This is a genomic window from Martinezella sp. CNPSo 3732 (assembly GCF_057784515.1).
The window spans coordinates 1-24,239 of the sequence record NZ_JBXSOO010000008.1; the positions used below are offsets into that span (position 1 = coordinate 1).

The 24,239-nt window shown below is 59.5% G+C and carries 19 protein-coding genes and 1 riboswitch; of the genes, 9 read left to right on the forward strand and 10 right to left on the reverse strand.

Annotated elements, in window-relative coordinates; translation table 11 throughout:
- Positions 1 to 1,884, reverse strand: a 1,884-nt coding sequence (locus tag AC13RM_RS15620) for a glycosyltransferase (protein ID WP_488555248.1), incomplete at its 3' end; no start/stop codon positions are given.
- Positions 1,885 to 2,258: 374 nt separating this feature from the next.
- Between AC13RM_RS15620 and AC13RM_RS15625 the strand changes: the two genes are divergently transcribed.
- Positions 2,259 to 3,398, forward strand: a complete 1,140-nt coding sequence (locus AC13RM_RS15625; RefSeq protein WP_374817358.1) for a DUF707 domain-containing protein — start codon at positions 2,259 to 2,261, stop codon at positions 3,396 to 3,398.
- 126 nt (positions 3,399 to 3,524) lie between these two features.
- Positions 3,525 to 4,700: a UDP-galactopyranose mutase gene (gene glf, locus AC13RM_RS15630; RefSeq protein ID WP_374817356.1), complete on the forward strand. Its 1,176-nt coding sequence runs from the start codon at positions 3,525 to 3,527 to the stop codon at positions 4,698 to 4,700.
- A 114-nt stretch (positions 4,701 to 4,814) separates the two neighbouring features.
- On the opposite strand, the gene bmt is transcribed toward glf, so the two are convergent.
- From bmt to AC13RM_RS15655, 5 genes are all read right to left on the reverse strand, one after another.
- On the reverse strand, positions 4,815 to 5,828 hold the full coding sequence (gene bmt / locus AC13RM_RS15635; RefSeq protein WP_374817353.1) for a betaine--homocysteine S-methyltransferase: 1,014 nt from the start codon (positions 5,826 to 5,828) through the stop codon (positions 4,815 to 4,817).
- A 164-nt stretch (positions 5,829 to 5,992) separates the two neighbouring features.
- Complete coding sequence (locus AC13RM_RS15640) at positions 5,993 to 7,045, reverse strand: quaternary amine ABC transporter ATP-binding protein (protein WP_374817351.1); 1,053 nt, start codon at positions 7,043 to 7,045, stop codon at positions 5,993 to 5,995.
- A complete protein-coding gene (locus AC13RM_RS15645; RefSeq protein WP_095435152.1) occupies positions 7,038 to 7,949 on the reverse strand; it encodes an ABC transporter permease in 912 nt (303 codons plus the stop codon). The genes AC13RM_RS15640 and AC13RM_RS15645 overlap by 8 nt, the downstream gene beginning before the upstream one ends.
- Positions 7,950 to 8,197: 248 nt before the next feature.
- The gene (locus AC13RM_RS15650) at positions 8,198 to 9,196 is read right to left on the reverse strand and encodes an ABC transporter substrate-binding protein (protein WP_113230629.1); all 999 of its coding nucleotides are present in this window, start codon (positions 9,194 to 9,196) and stop codon (positions 8,198 to 8,200) included.
- Between the two features lie 815 nt (positions 9,197 to 10,011).
- Complete coding sequence (locus AC13RM_RS15655; RefSeq protein WP_092716115.1) at positions 10,012 to 10,155, reverse strand: hypothetical protein; 144 nt, start codon at positions 10,153 to 10,155, stop codon at positions 10,012 to 10,014.
- Between the two features lie 234 nt (positions 10,156 to 10,389).
- Between AC13RM_RS15655 and AC13RM_RS15660 the strand changes: the two genes are divergently transcribed.
- Positions 10,390 to 11,844 (forward strand): cobyric acid synthase, encoded by a 1,455-nt coding sequence (locus tag AC13RM_RS15660; protein ID WP_374817348.1) that lies wholly within the window; start codon positions 10,390 to 10,392, stop codon positions 11,842 to 11,844.
- Here the strand turns inward: AC13RM_RS15660 and AC13RM_RS15665 are convergent.
- Complete coding sequence (locus AC13RM_RS15665; RefSeq protein ID WP_374817346.1) at positions 11,841 to 13,637, reverse strand: chloride channel protein; 1,797 nt, start codon at positions 13,635 to 13,637, stop codon at positions 11,841 to 11,843. The two genes, AC13RM_RS15660 and AC13RM_RS15665, sit on opposite strands and share 4 nt — an antisense overlap.
- Before the next feature lie 180 nt (positions 13,638 to 13,817).
- Positions 13,818 to 14,215: riboswitch (cobalamin riboswitch) on the forward strand.
- Positions 14,216 to 14,356: 141 nt separating this feature from the next.
- On the opposite strand from AC13RM_RS15665, the gene cobU reads away from it, so the two are divergent.
- From cobU to cobO, 5 genes are all read left to right on the forward strand, one after another.
- The gene (gene cobU / locus AC13RM_RS15670; protein ID WP_374817344.1) at positions 14,357 to 14,881 is read left to right on the forward strand and encodes a bifunctional adenosylcobinamide kinase/adenosylcobinamide-phosphate guanylyltransferase; all 525 of its coding nucleotides are present in this window, start codon (positions 14,357 to 14,359) and stop codon (positions 14,879 to 14,881) included.
- Between the two features lie 5 nt (positions 14,882 to 14,886).
- Positions 14,887 to 15,936 (forward strand): cobalamin biosynthesis protein CobW, encoded by a 1,050-nt coding sequence (gene cobW / locus AC13RM_RS15675; RefSeq protein ID WP_374817342.1) that lies wholly within the window; start codon positions 14,887 to 14,889, stop codon positions 15,934 to 15,936.
- A gap of 236 nt (positions 15,937 to 16,172) precedes the next feature.
- A complete protein-coding gene (cobN, locus tag AC13RM_RS15680; protein WP_488555249.1) occupies positions 16,173 to 20,300 on the forward strand; it encodes a cobaltochelatase subunit CobN in 4,128 nt (1,375 codons plus the stop codon).
- Entirely contained in the window at positions 20,297 to 20,896 is a 600-nt protein-coding gene (locus tag AC13RM_RS15685; protein ID WP_488555250.1) for a dimethylsulfonioproprionate lyase family protein, read from the forward strand. Before cobN ends, AC13RM_RS15685 begins: the two co-directional genes overlap by 4 nt.
- Entirely contained in the window at positions 20,893 to 21,537 is a 645-nt protein-coding gene (cobO, locus tag AC13RM_RS15690; RefSeq protein ID WP_440478108.1) for a cob(I)yrinic acid a,c-diamide adenosyltransferase, read from the forward strand. The genes AC13RM_RS15685 and cobO overlap by 4 nt, the downstream gene beginning before the upstream one ends.
- A gap of 15 nt (positions 21,538 to 21,552) precedes the next feature.
- On the opposite strand, the gene AC13RM_RS15695 is transcribed toward cobO, so the two are convergent.
- The 3 genes from AC13RM_RS15695 to AC13RM_RS15705 form a co-directional block, all read right to left on the reverse strand.
- A complete protein-coding gene (locus tag AC13RM_RS15695; RefSeq protein ID WP_488555251.1) occupies positions 21,553 to 22,356 on the reverse strand; it encodes a helix-turn-helix domain-containing protein in 804 nt (267 codons plus the stop codon).
- On the reverse strand, positions 22,353 to 22,718 hold the full coding sequence (locus tag AC13RM_RS15700; protein ID WP_095435143.1) for a nuclear transport factor 2 family protein: 366 nt from the start codon (positions 22,716 to 22,718) through the stop codon (positions 22,353 to 22,355). The genes AC13RM_RS15695 and AC13RM_RS15700 overlap by 4 nt, the downstream gene beginning before the upstream one ends.
- A gap of 101 nt (positions 22,719 to 22,819) precedes the next feature.
- Positions 22,820 to 23,605, reverse strand: coding sequence for a TSUP family transporter (locus AC13RM_RS15705; protein WP_488555252.1), 786 nt, complete (start codon positions 23,603 to 23,605; stop codon positions 22,820 to 22,822).
- Between the two features lie 148 nt (positions 23,606 to 23,753).
- Between AC13RM_RS15705 and AC13RM_RS15710 the strand changes: the two genes are divergently transcribed.
- Positions 23,754 to 24,158, forward strand: a complete 405-nt coding sequence (locus AC13RM_RS15710) for a cobalamin biosynthesis protein (RefSeq protein ID WP_488555253.1) — start codon at positions 23,754 to 23,756, stop codon at positions 24,156 to 24,158.
- The last annotated feature ends 81 nt before the right edge of the window (positions 24,159 to 24,239 follow it).

Here is a 24,239-nt window from a genome sequence, read left to right on the forward strand (position 1 = left end):
GTCGAGTTCGTTCAGATCCAGCGCGTTTTCGAATTCGTCGCGGCTGTAGATCGCAAAATCCGCCTCGGTCGATTCCTTGAACTTATACGGGTTCTCCACCAGCTTCAGCAGGCTCCATTGCGGGAACCGGTTTGCGATGTCCGTCGTGAACTTGCGGTGCCGGACATGCGACGCGCCACGAATATCCGGGCCGTCGAAATTGGAAGCATAGATAATCACATAGCGCTGCGGCAGGGAGAAGAGCTGGTCGAGGTAATTGACGTAAATATTGTCGTCAACCAAATGGTAGAGAACGTCGAGTGACAAGGCGCAGTCGTAGGCGTCCTCGTGCATTTCCCAGTCAAGCGACTGATCGCCCAGCCAGACGAAATTGTAGTTCGGCTTATCTCTATACATCATCATCGTGCGTTCGATGACCGTCTTGGAGACATCGAAGCCGGTATAGCGGTCGAACGAGAAGTATTTCAGCTGATTGCCATCACCGGAGCCCATCTCCGCAAAGGATTTCAGCCCTTTCTTCCGGGCGAGACTATTCAGAAACTGGCCCTTGTACTTGGCGAGCACATCATAAGAGCCGGCACCCGAGTTGCCGCCATTGCGATAACGGCCCTCCCAATAGCCGGTGGAGTCAAAGGAAGGCGCAGCTTCCGATCGACGCATCGGCTGTTCCAGCGGCGTAACGGGAGCAAGCCGTTCCACAGATGGTGCCGGGATGGGTTGCGGCTGTGTCGGATAGGGCTGCTGCATCGGCTGCATCGGCTGCATCGCCACCTCGACAACCGGCATGGCTTCACGAACCTGCTGCACCGATATGGCCTGCGGAATAGGCGCGGGCTGTGGGGCCTGCTGTGCGGGGCCTGGCCGCTGCGCCAGCCAAAGCGGGACGGGCCGCTTCATATTTGAACCCGCCTGCTGTTCCAGGGATGCCCAATTCAAGGTCTTGGGTGCTTCTGCTACCCGGTCACCCATAACAACATCGAGTTCGCGCAGCTGCTTGGCGAGCGGGAATTTCTCGTGGACATATTGCGTCCATTGATGGGTCTGACCGGTAATGATCTTTTCGACGGCCTCATCCACCGACGAGAAACGGATTTCGTCGGGCCAGAATTCTTCCGCACCGGGATAATCATGGATCACCGGCAGGGCGCCGACAGCCATGGCTTCGGCGATGTTATAACCAAAGCTCTCGTGCACCGAGGTCGACAGTATCACGCCCTTGTCGGCGAGGAACGCCGGCATGTTGCGCTGCCAGCCATGGAAGAAGACGTTGCGGGTGAGGCCGAGCTTTTCCGTCGTGCGCTTCAGGTACGGCATCATGACGTACTCTTCCTGTTCGCCGGCCACATGCAGCGTGTAGGAAGGATCGCGCTTCACCAGCGAGTGCATGATTTGCAGGAACAGCGGCTGGTTTTTGCGCATGAAGGGCTTGGCGGCCCAGGCGATCTTTTTCTTGTCGAGCGAAGGGATCGGCTTGAACTTGTCGAGATTGAGGCCGTTCCACACGACGTGAGTACGGGTTTTCTGGGTGACCTGAGGCGCCCTGAGTTTCAGGACACGCAGCATGTCATGGGACACCAGAATCAGATCGTCGATGGCGCCGAAATCGATACGGTCGGGAAAATTCGATTCGACGATCTCGAAGCGATGCCAGCGCGCGATGACACGCTTGCCGCGCCGCTTGATGTTCTGGTTGATCGCGTGGACGAAGAGCTCGTTGCAGAATTCGAACCAGACGATGTCGGCCCATTCCACAGCCGTCTCGATCTCCTTGAAAGTCTTTGGCTGTATGGCCATGACTTCGTAGGTTTTTGACAGATGTTGGAATATGTCGCCGATGAAGCTATCGACTTCGATGATTATGGCCAGCTTTTTCTTCTGATGCATCTTCTGCTACCGTAAAAGAGACGAGTGGTTCTTAGTCTCGACCTGACGGACGACACGACCGACCTTCGTGTCCGCCGAGCACCGACGTTCTTGGCAATATTCTGAACGCGCGATTGTCCCCGCACAGAAATCCCAGCGCTGAGATTATGCCGGCCAACTTTCGCGAGGCTGGATTGCTCGAAATGCGTTCTGGGCGACAGTGTTCCGGGCGGCAAGCGGCCTTTGATTTCCCGCACAAGCTTCGCAAAAGGAATGGTGGCCAAAGTGCCGATCAAACGAGCTCGATCGCGAGCGAATCTCCGGGAGCCACGTCGTCTGACTGCTTTCCTCGGATCGGGCCGTTACCTGAGGTTCGGAATTAGGGAACAGTCCACATGTCATTGGCAGCGAACAGCCTGCATACGCCCGCCTACGAAGTGCATCCGGCGAGCCAGATACAATGGTCCGATGCGCCGCCGCTGACCCAGGACATGTTGAACGGCACATTCTGGAGCCTTGGCGACGTCAATCGCGGAATGTTTTCTCGCTTCATGGTTTTGGCGCCTGAAGGCATGATCGGCAATTATTTCGATCCGAGCGTCGACTTCTGGCATGTCATGGGTGGTCGGCTTTGCCTGATCGACAGGGATGGACTGCCGTCGGTCATCTTTGATTCCGCCCATATCGAGGGCGGCAATCTTATGGCGCTTGCTGGACGAGGCGTCGTTGGCGGCGTTGATGCGACCTATCTGCTCGTGCCGGCAGATCATCCTCCTCATCCGCTGTTTTCGACACCCGTGGGCGTCGAGCGCAAGGCAAACTTTCTTGTTCAGCCTCAGGAAGGATTGCGGCGTCCCAATCTGGTCGTTGTGCCGGCCGGTTCGAAGTCGCTCCATCCGCGCTGGTTCGAGAAGATCGATGATGCCTCGCGCAACTGGGATCTCTGCATCGGCTATTATGGTGCGGAGACGCCGGAAGTTTCCGGCAGCCCTTACGAATATCTGGCGCATCTGCCGAAGACCAAGAAGTTCAGGATCATCTACGACCTCTTCCATCAAGGCAGCCCGCTTTGGAATTACGAGCGAATCTGGCTGCCGGATGACGATCTGCTGTGCGACGGCGAGGACATCAACAGGATGTTCCATCTGTCGCACAAGCATGGTCTGGATCTGGCACAGCCGTCCCTCAAGAAAGGACCAGGCTCTTACCCCAATCATCCTTTGACGGTTCAGCGACCTAACAGTGTCGTGCGTTTCGAAGGCTTCGTCGAAATCATGTGCCCGGTCTTCTCGTTGCGTGCGCTGCATATCTGCATCGAGTCCATGAAGGATGTCGAATCCGGATACGGCCTCGACCATCTTTGGCCGTCATTCCTCGGGCGGCCGGTGGCACGCATGGCAATTATCGATGCCATCTCCGTCGCTCATACCCGGCCGCTGGGTGCGACCTACAACGTCAATGCAGCGGTGGAAGAACAGGCAGCACTCTTCAGGACGTATCAATATACGCCGCTAAAATACGCTGGCGTCTGGTAAGCGTGCCTGGATTTTTCCAAGTGCTGCCGACAGGTTCTTGCCGACGTCATCCTTATATATCCAATTCCGATTGCCATCTTCGATTGCAACCGCCACCGAGATTTGGTGGCAGCGAGAATTTAGAGCATGATTGATTTTTCCAAGGTAGATTTATTGATCGTCGGCGCCGGCTTTTATGGCGCGACGATTGCTGAGCGGGTGGCGAACGAGCTGCAGAAGAATGTGCTTCTGATCGACAGGCGCAGCCATATCGGCGGCAACGCCTATAGCGAGTTCGACGGCGAGACCGGAATTGAGGTTCACCGCTATGGTGCGCATCTCTTCCATACACCGAACGAACTGGTCTGGACCTATCTCAACAGATTTACCGCTTTCACCGACTATAAGCATCGCGTCTATTCGACCTATCGCGATCAGGTCTATTCGATGCCGATCAATCTCGGCACGATCTCGCAGTTCTTCAACCGGCGCCTTTCGCCCGACCAGGCGAGGGCACTGATTGCGGACCAGGCGGCTGAAATGGCCGGCCGCCATCCGGCCAATCTGGAAGAGAAGGCGATTTCGCTGATCGGCCGACCCCTATACGAGGCGTTCATCCGTGGCTATACGGCCAAACAGTGGCAGACGGATCCGCGGGATCTGCCGGAGCATATCATCACGCGCCTGCCGGTCCGCTACACTTTCGACAACCGCTATTTCAACGACAAATATGAAGGTCTGCCGGTCGACGGCTATACAGCGATCTTCGAGAGGATGCTGAAGCATCCCAAAATCCAGATCGCCCTCGACGTCGATTTCTTTTCGCTGAAATCCTCGCTGCCGGCCGGGCTTCCGATCGTCTATACCGGTCCTATCGATCGCTATTTCGATTATTCCGAGGGCGAGCTCGGGTGGCGGACCATCGACTTCGAAAAGGAGACGCTGAATACCGGCGATTTCCAAGGGATGGCGGTCATGAACTATGCCGACGAGACGATCCCCTACACACGTATCCTGGAGTTTCGCCACTTCAATCCGGAGCGCAACTATCAGAATGAGAAGACGGTCGTGGTGCGGGAATATTCACGCTCTGCAAGGCGCGTTGACGAGCCCTATTATCCGATCGACACGCGGCAGGACAAGGAGCTCTTCCTGCGCTATCGCGAGCGCGCCGGGGCGGAGACCAATGTCCATTTCGGCGGGCGGCTCGGCACCTATCGCTATCTCGACATGCACCAGGCGATCGGTGCGGCCTTGAAGGCGTTCGACAGCCGGATTGTTCCGCATTTCACCGAAGGACGCGCCATCGGTGGTGAGAAATAGCAGGCGGCAGGCGCTGGCTTACTTTCGGCATGTTTGAAGACGCGGCCGAAGGAAGATCTCTGTGGAAGCAATTGAATGATGAAAAGCCCGGCAACCAGGCTTTCTCTTTTTTCCTTAGGATCGTCTGCGGCGTTCGCGAGCGGGTGCCGCGCCGCCTTCGTTGGCGGTCTTGTTGCGAAGGGGGCCGATCCGTTCGATGATCGTTTCCAGCGTCGGGCGAGGGCCGGGTACGTAGCTGTCCAGCGCCTCCCGCATGGCGGCGAGATGACCGCAGGAGGTCCCGCAGCAGCCGCCGATGATCTTGGCGCCGGCATCGCGGGCAAGGCGGGCATAGTCAGCCATCAGCGGCGGCGTGCCGGAATAATGGATTTCGGCACCACGATATTCGGGAATGCCGCAATTGCCCTTGACGATGACGATTGCGGAAGCGTCCGCCTCGGTCATGTCGAGGAGGCTGGAGAGGATGTCGGAAGCGCCGACGCCGCAATTGGCGCCGACGGCCGCCGGGCCTGCGCCGATATCGGTCGCGACGGCATGAATGTCCTTGGGATGCAGGCCCATCATGGTCTTGCCGGCGGTATCGAACGAGCCGGTATAGGTGTAGGGCAGGCCGACCTTGGCGGCGGCTTCGGCTGCAGCCCGGATTTCTTCCGGCGACGACATCGTTTCGATCCAGGCGATATCGGCACCACCCGCCTGCAGGCCTTCCATCTGCTCGACGAAGGCGGCGACGGCATCTTCATAGGTCAGGGCGCCGAGCGGCATCAGCAACTCGCCGGTCGGTCCGACGGAGCCGCCAACGATGACCTTTCGGTCGGCCTTGTCGGCCACCGCTCGAGCGATCTCGGCAGCCGTCTTGTTGAGGCTATGCACGCGATCCTGCGCATGGTGTAGCTTCAGGCGATGACGGGTGCCGCCGAAAGTGTTGGTGAGGATGATATCTGCGCCGGCATCGACGAAATCCTGATGCAGCTTCGTGATCCGGTCCGGATGCTGTTCGTTCCAGAGTTCGGGGGCTTCACCGGCCTCAAGGCCCATGGCGAAGAGGTTGGTGCCGGTTGCGCCGTCGGCAAGCAGTACGCCCTTTTCGGCAAGGAGATCGGTCAGGGGATTGATGGCGACGGTCATGGTGCGTCCTCGGATACGTCGGATGTTCGATATCAAATGCAGATATAAACATTTCTTTATGTGAACACAACGACAAGATGGCTACCTCTATATCGACGCGGCAATGGCGGCAGAAAAAAGCGCCCCGGTGAGGGCGCTTTGCCGTTTGCGATGAAGATCAGCCGTCAGGCTGCCGCCATCTGTGCCGTCTCGTGCGATGTCGGCGTGACCATGGCGGCGATGATGCTTTGCAGATCGATCGTGCCGATAGGCTTGCCGCCCGCATCCGTGACGACGGCTCCTGTCTGGCCTGCCTCGGTGATCTGCTTGGCGGCGACTTCCAGCGTCATATCGCCGGGTACGCGCGCGCCGCCCGGCTCGCCGGCAAGCGGCTTCATGATCGTCTGGGTCTGGATGACGCGACCGCGGTTCACTTCCTTGACGAAGGCGGTGATATAGTCGTCGGCCGGCTGCAGCACGATCTGCTGGCCGGTGCCCTGCTGCACGACCTTGCCGTCGCGCAGGATCGCGATCTTGTCGCCAAGGCGCAGCGCCTCGTCGAGATCGTGGGTGATGAAGACGACGGTCTTCTTCAGCTCCTTCTGCAGATCGAGGAGTACGGTCTGCATGTCCACGCGGATCAGCGGGTCGAGCGCCGAATAGGCTTCGTCCATCAGCAGGATATCGGCATCGTTCGTCAGCGCCCTGGCAAGGCCGACACGCTGCTGCATGCCGCCGGAAAGCTGGTTCGGAAAGTGCCGTTCGAAGCCCTTGAGCCCGACGCGCTCGATCCAATACTGGCCTTTCTTCTCGCTTTCGGAGCGCGGCACACCCTGGATATCAAGGCCGTAGATCGTGTTTTCGATGACGGTGCGGTGTGGCAGCAGCGCGAATTTCTGGAACACCATCGCCGTCTTGTGACGACGGAATTCGCGCAGGTCGTTTTCGCTCATCTTGCAGACGTCCACGCCGTCATAGAGCACTTCGCCGGCCGTCGGCTCGATCAACCGGTTGATATGACGGATCAGCGTCGACTTGCCCGAGCCGGAGAGGCCCATGACAACGGTGATGGCGCCGGCCGGCATGTCGATGTTGATATCCTGCAGGCCGAGCACATGACCGTGCGTTTCATTGAGTTCGGCCTTGCCCAAGCCGTTCTTGACCTGATCGATATAGTTGCGTCCGCGAGGACCGAAAATCTTATAAAGGCTTTTGATCTGGATCGCGTGACTAGCCATGGATGACCTCCGAGTGCTTCTGGAGCCGTCTGCCATAGGCTTGGCTCGTGCGATCGAAAATGATGGCAATGGCGACCAGCGCGAAACCGTTGAGGAAGCCGACGGTGAAGAACTGGTTGTTGATCGCCTGCAGCGTATTCTTGCCGAGCCCGCCGACGCCGACCATCGAGGCGACGACGACCATGGCCAGCGACATCATGATGGTCTGATTGATGCCGGCCATGATGGTGGGCAGGGCAAGCGGGATCTGCACGTTGAAGAGTTTCTGGCGGTGCGACGAGCCGAAGGCATCGGCGGCTTCCAGCACCTCTTTGTCCACGAGGCGGATGCCTAGATTGGTCAGGCGGATCATCGGCGGAACTGCATAGATGACGACTGCGATAAGGCCCGGTACCTTGCCGATGCCGAAGATGACGACGACGGGAATGAGATAGACGAAGCTCGGCATGGTCTGCATGACGTCGAGGATCGGATTGACGATCGACTGCAGCCGGTCCGAGCGCGCCATCAGGATGCCGATCGGCAGTCCGATGACGATGGCGATGAGCGTACAGACCGTCACCATGGCGAGCGTGACCATCGTATCGGTCCAGAGGCCGAAGACGCCGATGAGGATCATGGAGATCGCTGTGCCGGCAACAATTTTAAGGTTGCGGCTGGCGGCATATACGACGAGCATCATGGCGACGAGTATGATGAACCAGGGCGTGTTGGTGAAAACCCATTCGAGATAGTTCAGAAACCATTGCAGCGGCTGCACGATGGCGTCGATGAGATTGCCGTAGGCGCGTACGGACGCCCTGAAACCGTCATCGATGTTCTTGCGTGCGAGACGTATGATCGACTCGTCTATTGCCGGAAAGTTGCAGAGCAAATTCGGCAGGATCGTACACTGGATAGCCATGTATTTCCCCTTCTTAGTCCGGTTCTGTCCCGCTGCGCTCGTGTGGCCATCACATGCGGGCAGCACTGCAGCGCTGCGACCGGTTCTTCAGGCTGCCCCTGAATTCTTACAGCATTCGCCGCCGTTAATCTGCACTCGTTGCGACCTTGCGTCATGTCGCTCTGTCGGTATGAGCGTCATACCGATTACGGCGCGCGAATGTGAAATCGGCGGCAGGCAGGCGCCTGCCGCCGATTCTGCAGCACGGATTAGAGCGACGCCTTGACCTTGGTGGCGACGTCCGGAGCAACCCACTTGGTCCACATGTCGGGGTAGGTCTTGAGGAAATACTTGGCGCCGTCCTCGTTGGTACCCTGATTGTCGGTCATCCAGGCGAGAACCTTGCCGACGGTGCCGTTATCCCATTTGCGGGTCTTCATGTAGTCCATGGCGATACCGGCCTTTGCGGCAAAGTCCTTGGTCACGACGGTATAGACGTCCGAAACCGGATAGGAGTTCACCTTCGGATTGGCGCAATCCTGCTGTGACGTGCAGGCATCCCAATCCTTCTTGTCATGCGGCACGTTGAAGCTCAGGCGAACCATCTCGTACTTGCCGAGGATGGCTGTCGGAGCCCAATAGTAGCCGAGCCAGCCGGTCTTCTTTTCGAAGGCATTGGCGATCGAGCCGTCGAGACCTGCCGCCGAACCGGTATCGACCAACGTGAAGCCGAGCTTTTCGGCGCCGAGGGCCTTGTAGAGATTGGCGGTCGAAATCTGGCAGTTCCAGCCGGCCGGGCAATTATATACCGCGCCCTTGGAAGAATCTTCCGGGGCAGGGAAGAGTTCCGGATGCTTCAGCGCGTCCTGAACGGTCTTGATATCCGGATGGGCGTCGGCGAGGAATTTCGGAATCCACCAGCCTTCCACGCCGCCATCGCTCAAGAGCGGTGCCGCCTCGATCAAGCGGCCTTCGGAAACGGCCTTGTCGAGCGCTGTGCGCACTGCGTTGACCCACAGCTCGGGCGCAACGTCAGGCTGGCCTTTTTCATCCATGGAGGTAAAGGTCGGCTGCGTGTCGCCGGTCACCAGAGTGACGTTACAGCCATAACCGTTTTGCAGGATGATCTTGTCGACCTGAGCGGCTACGCCTGCCGATGCCCAGTTCATTTCAGCGATGGATACGCTGCCGCAATCCGCGGCGTGCGCCGAGCCAGCCAAAGCATAGGCGCCGAATGCGAAAATGGCTGAAGCGAGAAGCTTCTTCATTGATATCGTCTCCCAATTTTTCGTTACGTTGCGGAAATCGACTCCAAACGCGTTCGATTTCTGTCGATCCCCTGTCAGCGCGGTCTGATTGCAACCGTTCATACGCCGCTGACGACGCCCGTACGGTCCCCTTTGCTGCCGTCGTGCATTTGGTCTTTTTGCGACCGCGGAACTCTGTCGCGGCCGGGCATTCTTTGCATCGACAAAGGGTAGCGTAAGGATTTGAAAGAAGAAATCAACAGCCTGCCAGCCGAAGGAAGTTATCACGCCCCTTGGAGAAGCTTAATTAAGCGCCTGAATTAGCCTGTTTTCTGCTATTCACGGCTGCAAAACAGGCATTGTGTGGCTTTCGTGAAGCTTTACCATCAAGACGGAATTAAATGGCGCTGGAATATCGCGTCCCTGAAAGACGTTTTGTATTCCATTTGCGTCGTTTGCGATTTCTCAACGCAAAGCGGAAAATTTTCAAAAAATTTTCAGATTCACTCTAATTTAAGCACTTAATAACCCTCCGGTAACGATGTCGGTTTATCAATCGATGCGTGGCGGGGGACATACCGCTGCTTCCCTGGATCAGGTATTGCGTACCGGGGAAAGCGAACCTTGTGGTGTTTGTGCAGGGAAGCCGGCGTTTTTGGCAAACCGCGTTGATCCTCGGATCGCGCGGTTTTCGCGCTTTAGAGGGTGCCGTTACGAGACAGTTTGATGTGCGGGAAGCAGGAGCCTGCTCCGATCCCGATAACGATCAAAAATAAAGCCGCCGATGCTGTTGCATGGCGGCTTCTCATGTATGGGGCTGGCAGCTTGACGCGCTCTCAGCCGACATTATAGGTGCGGATGAAGCCGATCGTGCCGAAGCGCGTGTCGAGTTGCTGCAGGCGGCTCTCCGGGCGGCGAACCGGAAGCTTGCCATTCCAGGCGATCTGAATGGAATTCTGTCTGTTGAAGATGAAGAGCATTGGGGTATCCTCCGACCGGACAGGCCGGTTTCGTTGTTTGTTTTCACGATGCAGATAATCCTCCTTCGCGTAACTCACAACGGATGAAATCGTCATCCAATGTCGCAAATAGAGCATGTTTGAAGGTGATGTATTTTTGTATCGTGGCCGCTCTTTCCGGCAGCTGGATATCGCGGCAAAATCAAGGCGGAATCTAGCGTTTTCAGTGGCTGTGGCGTATCGAGGTGGTGGGCAATGACAAGAGCGATCATGCTACAGGGAACCGGTTCCGATGTCGGAAAAACGGTATTGGTCGCGGGACTGTGCCGGCTGTTCGCAAACAGGGGCGTGAGGGTGCGCCCATTCAAGCCGCAGAATATGTCGAACAATGCCGCCGTTGCTGAGGATGGCGGCGAGATCGGACGGGCGCAGTGGCTGCAGTCGCTGGCGTCGCGCGTGCCATCATCGGTTCACATGAATCCGGTGCTGTTGAAGCCGCAATCGGAGACCGGCAGCCAGATCATCGTTCAGGGCAAGGTCTGGGGGCAGGCCAAGGGCAGGGACTATCAGGCGCTCAAGCCGCAATTGCTCGGCGCGGTGCTCGAAAGCTTCGCCACCATGCGGGCAGGGACCGATCTCGTCATCGTCGAGGGAGCGGGTTCGCCGGCCGAGATCAATCTGCGGCGCGGCGATATCGCCAATATGGGCTTTGCGACGCGCGCGAATGTCCCCGTCGTGCTGGTCGGTGACATAGATCGCGGCGGCGTGATCGCGTCACTGGTCGGCACATATCATATATTGCCAGAGGAAGACCGGCGGATGATCCGCGGCTATCTGATCAACAAGTTCCGTGGCGATGTCTCGCTGTTTGGTGAGGGCATAGAGGCGATTGGCAGTTTCACTAGATGGCAATGTCATGGCGTCGTCCCGTGGCTGAAGGCGGCGGCGCGTCTGCCGGCAGAGGATTCGGTCGTATTGGAGCGACTTGCTCGAGGTTCCTCCGGCGCGCTGAAGGTCGCCGTACCTGTGCTGTCGCGCATTGCCAATTTCGACGATCTCGACCCGCTGCGGGCCGAGCCCGATGTCGATCTCGTCTTCGTCCGGGCTGGCGAGCGTTTGCCCGCCGATGCGGGGCTTGTGGTATTGCCGGGCTCCAAGTCGACGATCGGTGACCTGCTCGATCTGCGCGAACAGGGATGGGATCGCGATATCGCTGCCCATGTGCGCCGCGGCGGTCGCGTCATCGGCATTTGCGGCGGTTATCAGATGCTCGGTCATACCGTCCACGATCCGCTCGGTATCGAGGGATCGGTGACCGAGACGCCCGGATTGGGTCTTTTGGATATCGAGACGGAAATGGCCCCTGAGAAGACGGTGCGCAACAGTCTTGCGGTCTCGAAAGAGTATGACGTGCCGCTGTCCGGCTATGAAATCCATCTCGGTGTGACGCGGGGTCCGGACTGCGAACGGCCATCGGCCATGATCGACGGGCGGCCCGATGGAGCGGTATCGCCCGATGGCCGCATCATGGGCACATATCTTCATGGGCTCTTCGGCAGCGACGCTTACCGGGCAAAGCTGCTGGCAAGCTTCGGCCTTTCCGGCGAGCGCGTGAACTATCGCGCCAGCGTCGATATGGCTCTGGACGAAGTTGCGGCAGAGCTGGAAAGCGTACTCGATCCGGCCTGGCTCGACGGTCTGGTCGCCTAGAGTTCGCCGGAAACTTCCCGCCGACGGCGGTCGAGTTCTTCGCTGTAGCGGCGCAGCGTATAGCTCTCCGTCAGCAGACCGATGACCTTGCGTTCGATCAGGTCGTTGACGACGACGAGCGCTTCGCTCTTGGTCTGCTCGAACATGGCGGCTGCCTGCTTGGCGTTCATCTGCGGCTGCAGGAATTCGTTGCGGAGCCGGATGAAATCGGAAAGACCGTGCTCCTCGTCGTCTTTTTCGATCGGGCTCGCATAGACGTCGGGCACGAGAACCATTCCGGAATATTTCTCGTTCTTGTCGATCAGGATGACGCGCTGCGCCGAGCCGATCGGAAAATTCTTGCGGAATTCCTCGATGCTCATGTCGATGCTGCCCGTATGCACGTCGGGGCGCATCATGCGGGCGACAGTGAGATTGCGGATCCAGCCGACGTCGTGGGCGCTGCGGATGCTCTCGCCACGCAAGTGGAAGCGCCATGTGGCGAAGGAGTAGCCGAAGGTCGTGCGCACCACGAGCGACGAGGTGATGACGGCGGCCAGCACCAGAGCAGTGATCGGAAAGTCCCCGGTGATTTCAAGCGCCAGGAAGGTCATGGTCAGCGGGCCGCCGATGATGGCAACAGCAAGCGAGCTCATGCCGACGACGGCATAGACGGCCGGCGTCAGCGTAGCGTGATCGAAATAGGGCGCGCAATAGGCGAAGATCTTGCCGAGCAGCGCGCCCATGAACAGCGAAGCGAAGAAGAGGCCGCCTCTGAAACCGGAGCCGATCGATATTGCGGAGGCGAGCGATTTCAGCAGGAATAGACCCGCCAAGGCGCCCAGCGTCACGTCCGTAGACAGATTGAGATGCAGCGCGCCATGGCCGGCCGAAAGGACTTGCGGCGAGATCAGCGCCAGTGTTCCGACGACCAGGCCGCCGAGCGCAGGCCGGAAAGGCGGCGCGATCGAGCTTTTGCGCGCCAGTTCCTCGACCCAGGCGACGCCCTGCATGATCAGGATGCCGATACCGGCGCAGAAGGCACCAAGCAGGATGGCCGGAAGATAATCCGCCGGAACGATCGTCCCGAAGTGATCGATATCGATGGCAAAGTCGTCGCCGGCAAGCAATCTTGCGATCATTGTGGATATCAGCGCCGAGACGACGACGGGTGTCAGGGTGACGATCGAATAGCTGCCGATGATCAGCTCGAAGGCATAGAAGGCGCCGGTGAGCGGCGCATTGAAGGCGGCTGCGATGGCGCCGGCGGCTCCGCAGCCGACGAGCATGCGCAGGTCAGCGCGGCGCATCTGCATCTTATAGCCGAATTTGGAGGCAATGCCGGCGGCGAGCTGCGTATACCCTGCTTCAAGCCCGACAGAGGCACCGAATCCATTCGAGATCAGATTCTGCACCGCGACGATGATGCTGTCGGTCAGCGACATGCGGCCGCCGTGCAGCGCATTGGCCTCGATCGGGTCGACCATCGGCTTCTTGCGCGTGCGCGATAATATGTAGAGCAATATGCCGAGAATGATGCCGCCGGCGATCGGCGCGATGAACAACACCGACTTGTCGGGGATCGCCATTGCCGCTGAGCTCAAGCGTTCATAGTCGGTTATGCCGTAGATGACGCTATGAAGCTTACGCGAGATATAGCTCATCGCGGTTACGGCGCAGCCGGATGCTATTCCCACTAACGCGCCGGCAAAAACAAGTCCCAATTCGCCACGACGCAGCAATGCCCTGAAGCGACCGAGATCGAATAGGACCGAGAAGACGCCGAGACGTCGCGGTTGGAATTTCTGCAGCATGGGAAGCGGACGATACGTTTTTACTCGAATGTGAGGGCTTACCCTCTATAAACTCCTAACATCAAAGAAATACGGCAAAAAAGCCGCTGGTTACATGGGAATTTTTGACCGATTTCGCAATCAGGTTGGCGCAGGTCGCATCCATGCCCTTGATTGACTTGAACTAAGTGAAAGCCTAATCATTGCGGCATAACGAATGGTTCCTGAGCGGCGATCTGTCGCATGGGATGAAAAGGGAATGTGAAGGGGCGGACCCAATCCGGGCGTTCTCATCACAGCCGACCCCGCGACTGTAGAGCGGTCAGGGTCTTTCGTTCGGTTTGAAGTCTATTCCGTTGATGGTTCGCATGGGGCGAACGGGGCGGGGCAGGCTCAAGTCGAAAAAGCCACTGGTGTGGCATCATGATCAACCGGGGCTGGACGCCTCTTATTCTACGAATCGTCCGCCTTTTCATGATGGATGCCGGGAAGGCGAGAAAGATCCGCTGGCGCACGATCGGGGGCGACCGGTTTTGGTCTGCCCCCGTCGCGGCGCCTTATCCGCGAGCCAGGAGACCTGCCATGCGTGCCGGGCGCAGAGCCTGTTCTGGGACGTAAGTTCCGCTGCCAGCACGGAGGTTGTCATGGCGCAAGACGAATTTTCGGCGTATAGGCGCCCGTTTCCCGGTTCCAGCGACATGCTGCCGACCTCCGCTTTTGCGTGGGAGCGGACATAGCGCATGTCGACTTCAATTTCCCAAGCGATCTTCGTCCTTGGCGGCGCGCGTTCCGGCAAATCCAGGTTTGCCGAATCTCTGATTTCGGACACTGGTCTCGAACGTCACTATGTGGCGACGGGACGCGCATGGGACGACGAGATGCGCGAGCGCATCGCCCAGCATCGTGCCGACCGCGGCGATCTATGGCAGACGCATGAGGAGCCGATGGATCTCGTCGGGCAGCTAGCCGCCATTGACGCCGAGGGGCGGGCAGTGCTTGTCGACTGCCTGACGCTATGGGTCACCAATCTGATGATGGCCGAGCGAGACATGGCGGCGGAATTTGCCGCTCTCACTGCATTTCTGCCAACTGCACGATCATGGCTCGTTTTCGTCTCCAACGAGGTGGGCTTGGGAATCGTGCCGGAAAATCGCATGGCGCGGGAATTTCGCGATCATGCCGGCCGCCTGCACCAGATGGTCGCGGCGGCGAGTGCCGAAGTTTATCTTATCGCAGCGGGCCTGCCGCTGAAAATGAAGGGTTGATCCATATGAACCAGGAAAAGATTCCCGCCACCGTCATCACCGGCTTCCTGGGAGCCGGCAAGACGACGATGATCCGCAACCTCCTGCAGAATACAGGCGGCAAAAAGATCGCGCTGATCATCAACGAATTCGGCGATCTCGGCGTCGATGGCGATGTGCTCAAGGGCTGCGGCGCGGAGAACTGTACGGAAGACGATATCATAGAGCTGACCAACGGCTGCATCTGCTGCACCGTCGCCGACGACTTCATCCCCACCATGACGAAGCTTCTGGAGCGCGATGCGCGCCCGGACCACATCGTCATCGAGACCTCGGGCCTTGCTCTGCCGCAGCCGCTGGTCGCTGCCTTCAACTGGCCTGATATCCGCACCCACGTGACCGTGGACGGCGTCATCACCGTCGTCGACAGCGCCGCCGTTGCCGCCGGCCGCTTTGCCGACGATCACGACGCTGTCGAGGCTGCCCGCGTCGAGGACGACTCGCTGGACCACGAAAGCCCGATCGAGGAACTGTTCGAAGATCAGCTGACCTGTGCCGATCTGATCGTGCTCAACAAGACAGATCTGATCGACATCGACGGACTCGGCCGTGTGCGCGCCGAGGTTGCCTCGCGCACCGCCCGAAAGCCGACAATCATCGAAGCAAAGAACGGCGATGTGCCGGCCGCCATCCTGCTCGGCCTCGGCATTGGCACGGAAGACGATATCGTCAACCGCAAATCCCATCATGAACTGGAGCACGAGGATGGGACGCCGCACGACCACGACGAGTTCGACAGCTTCGTTGTCGAGCTTGGTCCGATCGCCGATCCGGTGGCCTTCGTCGATGCGCTGAAGGGCGTGATCGCGGAGCATGACGTGCTGCGCCTCAAGGGTTTCGTCGATGTCCCCGGCAAGCCCATGCGCCTGCAGATTCAGGCCGTCGGCAGCCGCATCGACACCTATTTCGATCGCGCTTGGACGCCGGGTGAAGCCCGCGCGACCCGGCTTGTGGTGATCGGCCTGCACGAGATGGACGAGACGATCGTGCGCAAGGCGATCGAAGCGCTGGTCTGATCGATGCTGCGTCTTTGCCGTGCGATACCCCCCTCTGTCCCTTGCGGGACATCTCCCCCACAAGGGGGGAGATTGGAAGCTCGTGGCTGCTACATCGTAAAACAACCGATGTCGGGAGTAGCTGGGGCTTGGGGAGGTAAGTCCAGCGAAGCATGGCACCAAACAATCTCCCCCCTTGTGGGGGAGATGTCACGAAGTGACAGAGGGGGGTATGCCGCCGCATACTCTGACGCCTGATGCATCTCCTCCTGGCTCAAAAGGGAACGATCAGCGACGGCGAGGAGGCGATCGATCTCGGGCAGTCGCCCGGCGATATCCTCTTTCTGTCGGCTGCCGATACCGAGCTTGCGGCGATTGCCGCAGCGCATGGTGAGGGCGATCGTTCCCTTCGGCTTGCGAGCCTGATGAGCCTCAAGCATCCGATGTCCGTCGATACCTATGTCGACAGGACGGCTCGGCATGCGAAGCTCATCATCGTGCGGGCGCTGGGAGGGGCGAGTTACTTCCATTATGCTCTGGAAGCGCTGCACGCCTGCGCGGCGCGCCAGGGTGCCTTGATCGCAGTCTTGCCGGGAGATTCGAAACCCGATCCGGGGCTGATGCCATTCTCCAACGTCGCTCTCGATGATCTCAACGCGCTCTGGTCCTATCTGATCGAGGGCGGTGAGACGAATTCACGGGCGTTTCTTGTCTATGCCGAGGCGATGCTCTCGGGTGGCGAGAAGCCGATGCCTGCCGTACCTTTGATGAAGGCCGGCATCTGGTGGCCGGGCCGGGGCGTGATCGGCGTCGAGGAGTGGCGGAACGTTTCTGCGTTATGCGACGGTACCCCCTCATCCGCCCTTCGGGCACCTTCTCCCCGAGGGGAGAAGGTAGATGCTGAGAGTGCGGCGAATTTCCCCTCGCCCCAGCGGGGAGAGGGTGGCGCGCCAACGCCGGGTGAGGGGGCGTTACAAGCAGAAAAGCCATTGGTGGACCTCAAGGCCCCGACCGTCGCGATTTCCTTCTATCGCGCGCTCGTCCAGAGCGGAGAGACGAAGCCGGTCGAAGCTATGATAGAGGCTCTTATCGCCGAGGGCATGCGGCCGTTGCCGGTCTTTGCCTATAGCCTCAAGGATGCCGTGTCGGTCGGCATTCTCGAAAGCGTCTTTATGGAGCTGAAACCAAGCGTGGTCATCAATACCACTGGCTTTGCCGTTTCGGCGCCGGGCGCGGATCGTCAGGCGACGGTGCTGGAAACGAGTGATACCGTGGTTCTGCAAGCCATCTTCTCTGCTTCATCGAAGGAGGCATGGGAGGCATCCTCGCAGGGGCTTTCGGCCCGCGATCTCGGCATGAATGTGGCTTTGCCCGAGGTCGATGGGCGTGTCCTTGCGCGCGCTGTGTCCTTCAAGGCTGCTGCTCGCTACGACGAGCGGGTCGAGGCCAATATCGTCGCCAGCGAACCGCTCGAGGATCGCATGCGCTATACGGCGCGGCTCGCCGCCAATTGGGCGCGGCTGCGCAAAACGCCGCCCGGAGATCGCCGCGTTGCGCTCGTGATGGCAAACTATCCCAATCGCGATGGGCGCCTGGGTAATGGCGTCGGGTTGGATACGCCGGCCGGCACGATCGAGGTGCTGAGGGCGATGCGGGCGGTGGGTTACGGCATTGCCGATCTGCCTGCCGACGGCGATGCGCTGATGCGGCATCTGGCGGAAGGGCCGACAAATTCGGGGCATGATGGCCGCGTCGTTCGCGAGAGGCTTTCTTTTAGCGACTACAAGGATTTCTTCTCGTCGCTTCCCAAACAGATTCAGGATGAGATCATGGCACGCTGGGGCGAGCCTGCGGCGGACCCTTACGCGCTCGACAGCGGATTCGCCCTGCCGTTCGCGCACTTTGGCGATGTACTTGTCGGCATCCAGCCGGCTCGCGGTTACAATATCGATCCGAAGGAGAGCTACCACTCTCCCGATCTCGTGCCGCCGCACAGCTATCTCGCTTTCTATGCCTTCCTGCGCCGTTCTTTCGACGCGCATGCGGTCATCCACATGGGGAAGCACGGTAATCTCGAATGGCTGCCGGGCAAGGCGCTGGCACTGTCGGAAAGCTGTTATCCGGAAGCCATTCTCGGGCCGCTGCCGAACCTCTATCCTTTCATCGTCAACGATCCGGGCGAGGGTACGCAGGCCAAGCGTCGCACGAGCGCCGTCATCATCGACCACCTGACGCCGCCACTGACACGCGCCGAAAGCTATGGTCCACTGAAGGATCTGGAGGCGCTGGTCGACGAATATTACGAGGCCTCGGGCGGCGATCCGCGCCGCATCCGTCTGCTGCGCAAGCAAATCCTCGATCTTGTCGCCGATATCGGGCTGGATCAGGATGCGGGCATCGCCAAGGGCGAGGGTGAAGACGAGGCATTGCGCAAGCTCGACGCCTATCTCTGCGATCTCAAGGAAATGCAGATCCGCGATGGCCTGCATATTTTCGGTGTTTCGCCTTCCGGGCGGCTACTGACGGATTTGACGGTGGCGCTGGCAAGGGTGCCGCGCGGCCTGGGCGAGGGTGGCGATCACAGCTTGCAGCGGGCGATTGCTCGGGATGCTTTTGAGGGTGTGGAGCGTGGGGAGGGTACGGTAACCCCCTCTGTCGCGTTCGCGACATCTCCCCCACTAGGGGGGAGATCGGTAAGGCGTGGCACGCTCTCGCATCAAACCGAGATCGGATTCGCCGATGCTGTTAATAAAGATTTGGGACGGCCGAGCGACATATTCCCTCCAATCTCCCCCCTTGTAGGGGAGATGTCAGCAAAGCTGACAGAGGGGGGTATCTCTCCACAGAAGCCATTCGATCCTTTGGATTGCGACATGGCCACCGAATGGACAGGCCCGCGCCCGACGATCCTCCAAGATGTCTCGGATGCCCCCTGGCGCACCCAGGGCGATACCGTCGAGCGTATCGAACTGCTGGCCGCAAAGCTCGTGGACGGCGAAATAGCCTGCCCCGACAACTGGCCGAACACCCGCGTGGTCCTCGACGAAATCGCCTCGAAACTCCAGCCTTCCATCCTCGCTTGTGGCGATGCGGAGATCTCAGCTCTGCTCAAAGGCCTCGACGGCCGTTTCGTACCTCCCGGACCATCCGGCGCACCGACACGCGGTCGACCGGATGTTCTACCGACAGGGCGGAACTTCTATTCGGTCGATAGTCGCGCCGTGCCGACGCCGGCGGCTTACGAACTTGGAAAGAAATCGGCCGAATTGCTGATCCGCCGTTACGTGCAGGACCATGGCGAATGGCCCGTTTCCTTCGGACTGACGGCCTGGGGCACGTCGAACATGCGCACGGGTGGCGACGATATCGCGCAGGCGCTGGCGCTGATCGGCGTCAAGCCCGTCTGGGATATGACCTCGCGCCGCGTCACCGGCTACGAGATCATCGCGCCGGCAATGCTCAACCGGCCGCGTGTCGATGTTACGTTGCGTATCTCAGGCTTTTTCCGCGATGCCTTTCCCGAGCAGATCGCCTTGTTCGACAAGGCAATCCGTGCCGTCGGCATGCTTGATGAAGATGCTGCGGATAATCCCATTGCGGCGCGCATGCGGGGCGAGATCGCGCGGCTCGAAGCCGCCGGCCTCGATACGGTCTCCGCTAGCCGCAGGGCCGGCTATCGCATCTTCGGCTCCAAGCCCGGAGCCTACGGTGCCGGTCTGCAGGCGCTCATCGACGAGAAGGGATGGGAGCGGCGTGCCGATTTGGCCGAGGCCTATCTCGTCTGGGGCAGTTATGCCTATGGTGCTGGCGAAGAAGGAAGAGCCGAACGGGGCGTCTTCGAGGAGCGGTTGCGTTCGATCCAGGCGGTCGTGCAGAACCAGGACAATCGCGAGCATGACCTGCTCGACAGCGACGATTATTATCAGTTCGAGGGCGGCATGGCGGCGGCGGCCGAGCAGCTCGGCGGTGCGCGTCCCTCGATCTACCACAACGATCATTCGAGGCCGGAGAAGCCTGTGATCCGCTCGCTCGAAGAGGAGATCGGCCGTGTGGTGCGCGGGCGCGTCGTCAATCCCAAGTGGATCGAGGGTATCATGCGCCACGGCTACAAGGGCGCCTTCGAGATCGCGGCAACGGTCGACTATCTCTTTGCCTTTGCCGCGACGACGGGTGCTGTGCGCAATCATCATTTCGAGGCCGTCTATCAGGCCTTCGTCGCCGACCAGGGCGTGCGCGATTTCATGGCGGAGAAGAATCCGGCAGCACTTCGGGACATGCGCGAACGTCTGCTTGAGGCGATCGATCGCCAGCTCTGGACGCCGAGAAGCAATTCGGCGCGGTTCGATCTGGAAAGCCTGGATAAGGGCAAGGACGCGGCGGAATGAGTGCGATCGACGAGCTTCTGGTTGGTTTTCGGGATTACGTGCTGTCGCGCAGCGATCTGATGCTGCAGCATTTCGTGGAAGGCTTTGACTGGCCGGCGCAACCGCGCTCGCTTGCGACGCACGGCTTGCCCGTCGTCGATTACCTTCGGAAGCATGATCGGTTGGGGGAGGGTGCAGAAGGCGTGCTGTTCGACAGGCTCTTTCAAGCCGCGAACGAGCTGCATTGGGCCCAGACCTACAGCATCACAGATTTCGGCGCAGACTTTCTGCAGCGATATGGCTGGGTCGAGCTGTTCGGCACGCGCGGCCATTTTGCGAGCGAGGAGATGGCCGGCGGCTTTCTGCTGCTTGGTCCCAATGTGCATTATCCGAACCATCATCACGAGGCGGAGGAGATCTATATCCCTCTGACCGACGGCTCGCTATGGAGCAAGGACGCTCAGCCGTTCCTGCCACACTGGTCAGGCGAGATTATCCATCACCCCTCGAATATCCGCCACGCGATGCGCACGGAAGACCAGCCGCTTGTCGCGCTGTACCTCTGGCGCGGCGGCCCGCTGGCACAGAAATCGATCATATCAGGGAGAACGCAATGAGCGACGAATTGGCCGAAACCGGCACGGATGCACCGAAGAACGACGATGCCCGTCACGCCGACAAGATGGCCAAGAAGAAGGCCGCGCGCGACAAGATCATGGCGACCAAAAACGATGAGAAGGGTCTGATCATCGTCCACACAGGCAAGGGCAAGGGAAAGTCTTCCTCCGCCTTCGGCATGATCTTCCGCCATATTGCTCATGGAAAGCCGAGCGCCGTCGTGCAGTTCATCAAGGGCGCCATGTGGACCGGTGAGCGCGATCTGATCGAGAAGCATTTCTCCGATCTCTGCCAGTTCCATACCATGGGTGAGGGCTTCACATGGGAGACGCAGGACCGCGCCCGCGATGTGGCGGCGGCCTCGGCCGCATGGGAAAAGGCCAAGGAGCTGATCCGCGACGAGCGCAATTCCATGGTGCTGCTGGATGAGATCAACATCGCGCTGCGCTATGACTATCTCGACATCAACGAAGTGATTGAGTTCCTCAAGAACGAGAAGCCCTACATGACTCATGTGGTTCTGACGGGCCGCAACGCCAAGGAAGAGCTGATCGAGATTGCCGATCTCGTCACAGAGATGGAATTGATCAAGCATCCCTTCCGCTCCGGCATCAAAGGGCAGCCGGGCGTCGAGTTCTGATCGCTTGCCGGGCGTTTAGCTGCCCGGCAGCATCGCCTTCAGCGCTTCCGCCGTCTGCGGGTTTGCAGGAAAGAAGGACTCGATCGCGAGTTCCGACAGTGTGACGTCGACGGGCGTTCCGAAGACCGTCGTGGTGGATAGAAACGATAGATGTCCCGCTTCGGTGACAAGCTCCAGAGGCACGGCGATGCCTGCGAAATCTCGTTCCGGAGCCGCCGATTTCGGTGCAGGCGGTACCGGATAAACTGATAGTTCTGCAAGCAATTTTATCAGAACCGGATCGCCGGATACCGATATCTGTTGGCGTAGGCGCTCCAAGAGATGTGCGCGCCATTCGGGTAGATTGGCGATGCGGGATGCCAGACCTTGAGGATGCAGGCTCAATCGCAGAACATTAATTGGTGTCTCGGTCAACGAGGTATCGAGGACACCGGCAAGCAGCGGAGCGACGGCGGCATTGGCGGCGATCAGCGTCCAATGCCGGTCTACGGCTAGGGCTGGGAAGGGCTCGTGTCCCTTTAGAAGCATGTCGATGGCACGTCGTGCCGGAGCAAGCGCCGGATCATCCAGTTTGCGCTCTGGAAAGACCGGCGCAAATCCGGCTGCCAGGAGCATTGGATTGCGTTCGCGCAACGGCACCTCTAGCCTTTCGGCGAGATGCATCAGCATCTCGCGGCTTGGAAGCGCCCGCCCGCTCTCGATGAAGCTCAGATGTCGCTGCGATATATCGGCTTCAAGGGCGAATTCGAGCTGGCTCAGGCGGCGGCGTTGCCGCCATTCGCGCAGATGATCGCCGAGAGAGCGGGCCGGGTTCATCATGCGGCAGCCGGCAGCTGATCGATGAAGCCGTGAACGGATTTCAGTCGCTCGCCTTCGAGGATGGCGAAATCCGTGCCCTTGATCAGCGGTTCGGCATCGGCCGGACCGAAGCCCCAGGAGAAGCGAAGATTGTCGCCGTGGCGATCGCCGTTCGTGATGAGCGTGAAGCGGAAGCCGGGGAAGCGCTCGTGCGCCGCCGTGACCAGCGCGTGGATTTCTTCACGATTGTCCGCGCGCATCATCGGGTCGACATAGCTGCAGTCTTCCGTCCATGCCTCGGCGATGAGCGCGCGCCGGCGGTCGGCATCTGCCTCGTTCCAGATTGCGATGTAGCGGTCTGCAATGGTGTTCGCGTCAGTCATCGGTCAACTCCTTTGGATCGCCTGAACCGTTCAGGCAGGGCGATCATCGGCGCGTACCGAAGCACTATCAATTACGTCGGAGGTAATCAAAGGCGCGTTTCTTACAGTCCAAGCCAGATCCTGACGGGATGGGTGGGATCCGCCAGCAGCTTGATCGCAAAGGCGATGCAGACGATGACGAGCAGCGGCTTGATCAATTTCGCACCAATGCGCATGGCAAGCCGCGAGCCGAGCTGCGCGCCGAGAAATTGGCCGAACCCCATCGTCAGTCCGACTTTCCAGAGGATGGCACCGGAGAAGATGAAGACGATCAGGCCGCCGAGATTCGAGCCGAAATTGAGCAGCTTCGTATGCGCAGTCGCCTTCAGCAGGCCGAAGCCAGCGAGTGTGACGAAGGCGAGCATCAAGAACGAACCGGTTCCGGGGCCGAAGGCGCCGTCATAAAAGCCGATCAATGGCACCAGCGTCACGCCGAAAAGCCCAGCGCTCATGCGCCTATGCTTTTCAACATCGCCGAGATTGGGTTTCAGGGCGAAATAGAGCGCGATTGCGATCAGCAGGAAGGGCAGAATGATGCGCAGGACCTGGCTGGGCATGATGGTCGCAAGCATCGCGCCGAGCATGCCGCCGATGACTGCCATCAACGCCATGGGAAGCTGCTCGCGAAGTTTGACGTGTCCCTGCCGGGCATAAGCGATCGTTGCCGAAGCCGCGCCGCAGATCGACTGCACCTTATTCGTGCCAAGCGTCTGCAGCGGCGGAATACCGGCCAACAGCATGGCAGGCACGGTAATCAGCCCACCGCCGCCCGCAATGGAATCGACGAAACCGGCGAAGAACGCGGCGGCAAAGAGCAAAAGCAGGAGTTGAAATGTAATATCTGGCAAGGCGGGAACTCGGAGGCGGGGAAATCAGCGGCCTTCTGGCACTTCGCCCGCCGCAAGGCAATTGCTATCAGGACACACCAGGCGAAATTGACGTGTCGAAAGCTGCCCGCTACAGCTGTTCTATCGGTCGATGCTGCTGGGAGCGAATATGACGATCTATGCCGATTCCACCCGCCGCTATCTTCTGGGTCTTGGGTGCGAGCGCGGCACGGACTGGAATGAAGTGCGGATGCTTGCGGAAAGGGCATTCCAGGAGGTCGGGATCGGGAGGGATCAGGTTCTGGCCGTTGTATCAATCGACACGCGCATGGATGAACCAGCCATCCTCGAGACAGCCATGCATTTTCGCCTCCCGGCACGCTTCTTCAAGGCGGCTGCACTGGAGCGGGAGACACCCAGACTGAAGAACCCGTCCGAGATTGTTTTCGCCCACGTCGGTTGTCACGGCGTTGCAGAGGCTGCAGCGCTGGCGGCCGCAGGCCCTGATTCCGAGCTCGTGCTTCCCAAGATCAAGTCCGGCTTTGCTACGGCGGCGATCGCCAGGATTGCCTGAGTAGCGAATTCGCAACGCAAGTCTCGGAAATGATCAGCGGCAGATCTCGACGGCATTTCACCGCCGCCTGTTCTCGTGTAT

What these genes read in the sequence shown, in the direction of transcription:
- AC13RM_RS15625 (WP_374817358.1), top strand. Translation starts at nt 2,259, where the DNA reads ATGTCATTGGCAGCGAACAGCCTGCATACGCCCGCCTACGAAGTGCAT.
- glf (WP_374817356.1), top strand. Translation starts at nt 3,525, where the DNA reads ATGATTGATTTTTCCAAGGTAGATTTATTGATCGTCGGCGCCGGCTTT.
- bmt (WP_374817353.1), bottom strand. Translation starts at nt 5,828, where the DNA reads ATGACCGTCGCCATCAATCCCCTGACCGATCTCCTTGCCGAAAAGGGC.
- AC13RM_RS15640 (WP_374817351.1), bottom strand. Translation starts at nt 7,045, where the DNA reads ATGGCTAGTCACGCGATCCAGATCAAAAGCCTTTATAAGATTTTCGGT.
- AC13RM_RS15645 (WP_095435152.1), bottom strand. Translation starts at nt 7,949, where the DNA reads ATGGCTATCCAGTGTACGATCCTGCCGAATTTGCTCTGCAACTTTCCG.
- AC13RM_RS15650 (WP_113230629.1), bottom strand. Translation starts at nt 9,196, where the DNA reads ATGAAGAAGCTTCTCGCTTCAGCCATTTTCGCATTCGGCGCCTATGCT.
- AC13RM_RS15655 (WP_092716115.1), bottom strand. Translation starts at nt 10,155, where the DNA reads ATGCTCTTCATCTTCAACAGACAGAATTCCATTCAGATCGCCTGGAAT.
- AC13RM_RS15660 (WP_374817348.1), top strand. Translation starts at nt 10,390, where the DNA reads ATGACAAGAGCGATCATGCTACAGGGAACCGGTTCCGATGTCGGAAAA.
- AC13RM_RS15665 (WP_374817346.1), bottom strand. Translation starts at nt 13,637, where the DNA reads ATGCTGCAGAAATTCCAACCGCGACGTCTCGGCGTCTTCTCGGTCCTA.
- cobU (WP_374817344.1), top strand. Translation starts at nt 14,357, where the DNA reads ATGTCGACTTCAATTTCCCAAGCGATCTTCGTCCTTGGCGGCGCGCGT.
- cobW (WP_374817342.1), top strand. Translation starts at nt 14,887, where the DNA reads ATGAACCAGGAAAAGATTCCCGCCACCGTCATCACCGGCTTCCTGGGA.
- cobN (WP_488555249.1), top strand. Translation starts at nt 16,173, where the DNA reads ATGCATCTCCTCCTGGCTCAAAAGGGAACGATCAGCGACGGCGAGGAG.
- AC13RM_RS15685 (WP_488555250.1), top strand. Translation starts at nt 20,297, where the DNA reads ATGAGTGCGATCGACGAGCTTCTGGTTGGTTTTCGGGATTACGTGCTG.
- cobO (WP_440478108.1), top strand. Translation starts at nt 20,893, where the DNA reads ATGAGCGACGAATTGGCCGAAACCGGCACGGATGCACCGAAGAACGAC.
- AC13RM_RS15695 (WP_488555251.1), bottom strand. Translation starts at nt 22,356, where the DNA reads ATGATGAACCCGGCCCGCTCTCTCGGCGATCATCTGCGCGAATGGCGG.
- AC13RM_RS15700 (WP_095435143.1), bottom strand. Translation starts at nt 22,718, where the DNA reads ATGACTGACGCGAACACCATTGCAGACCGCTACATCGCAATCTGGAAC.
- AC13RM_RS15710 (WP_488555253.1), top strand. Translation starts at nt 23,754, where the DNA reads ATGACGATCTATGCCGATTCCACCCGCCGCTATCTTCTGGGTCTTGGG.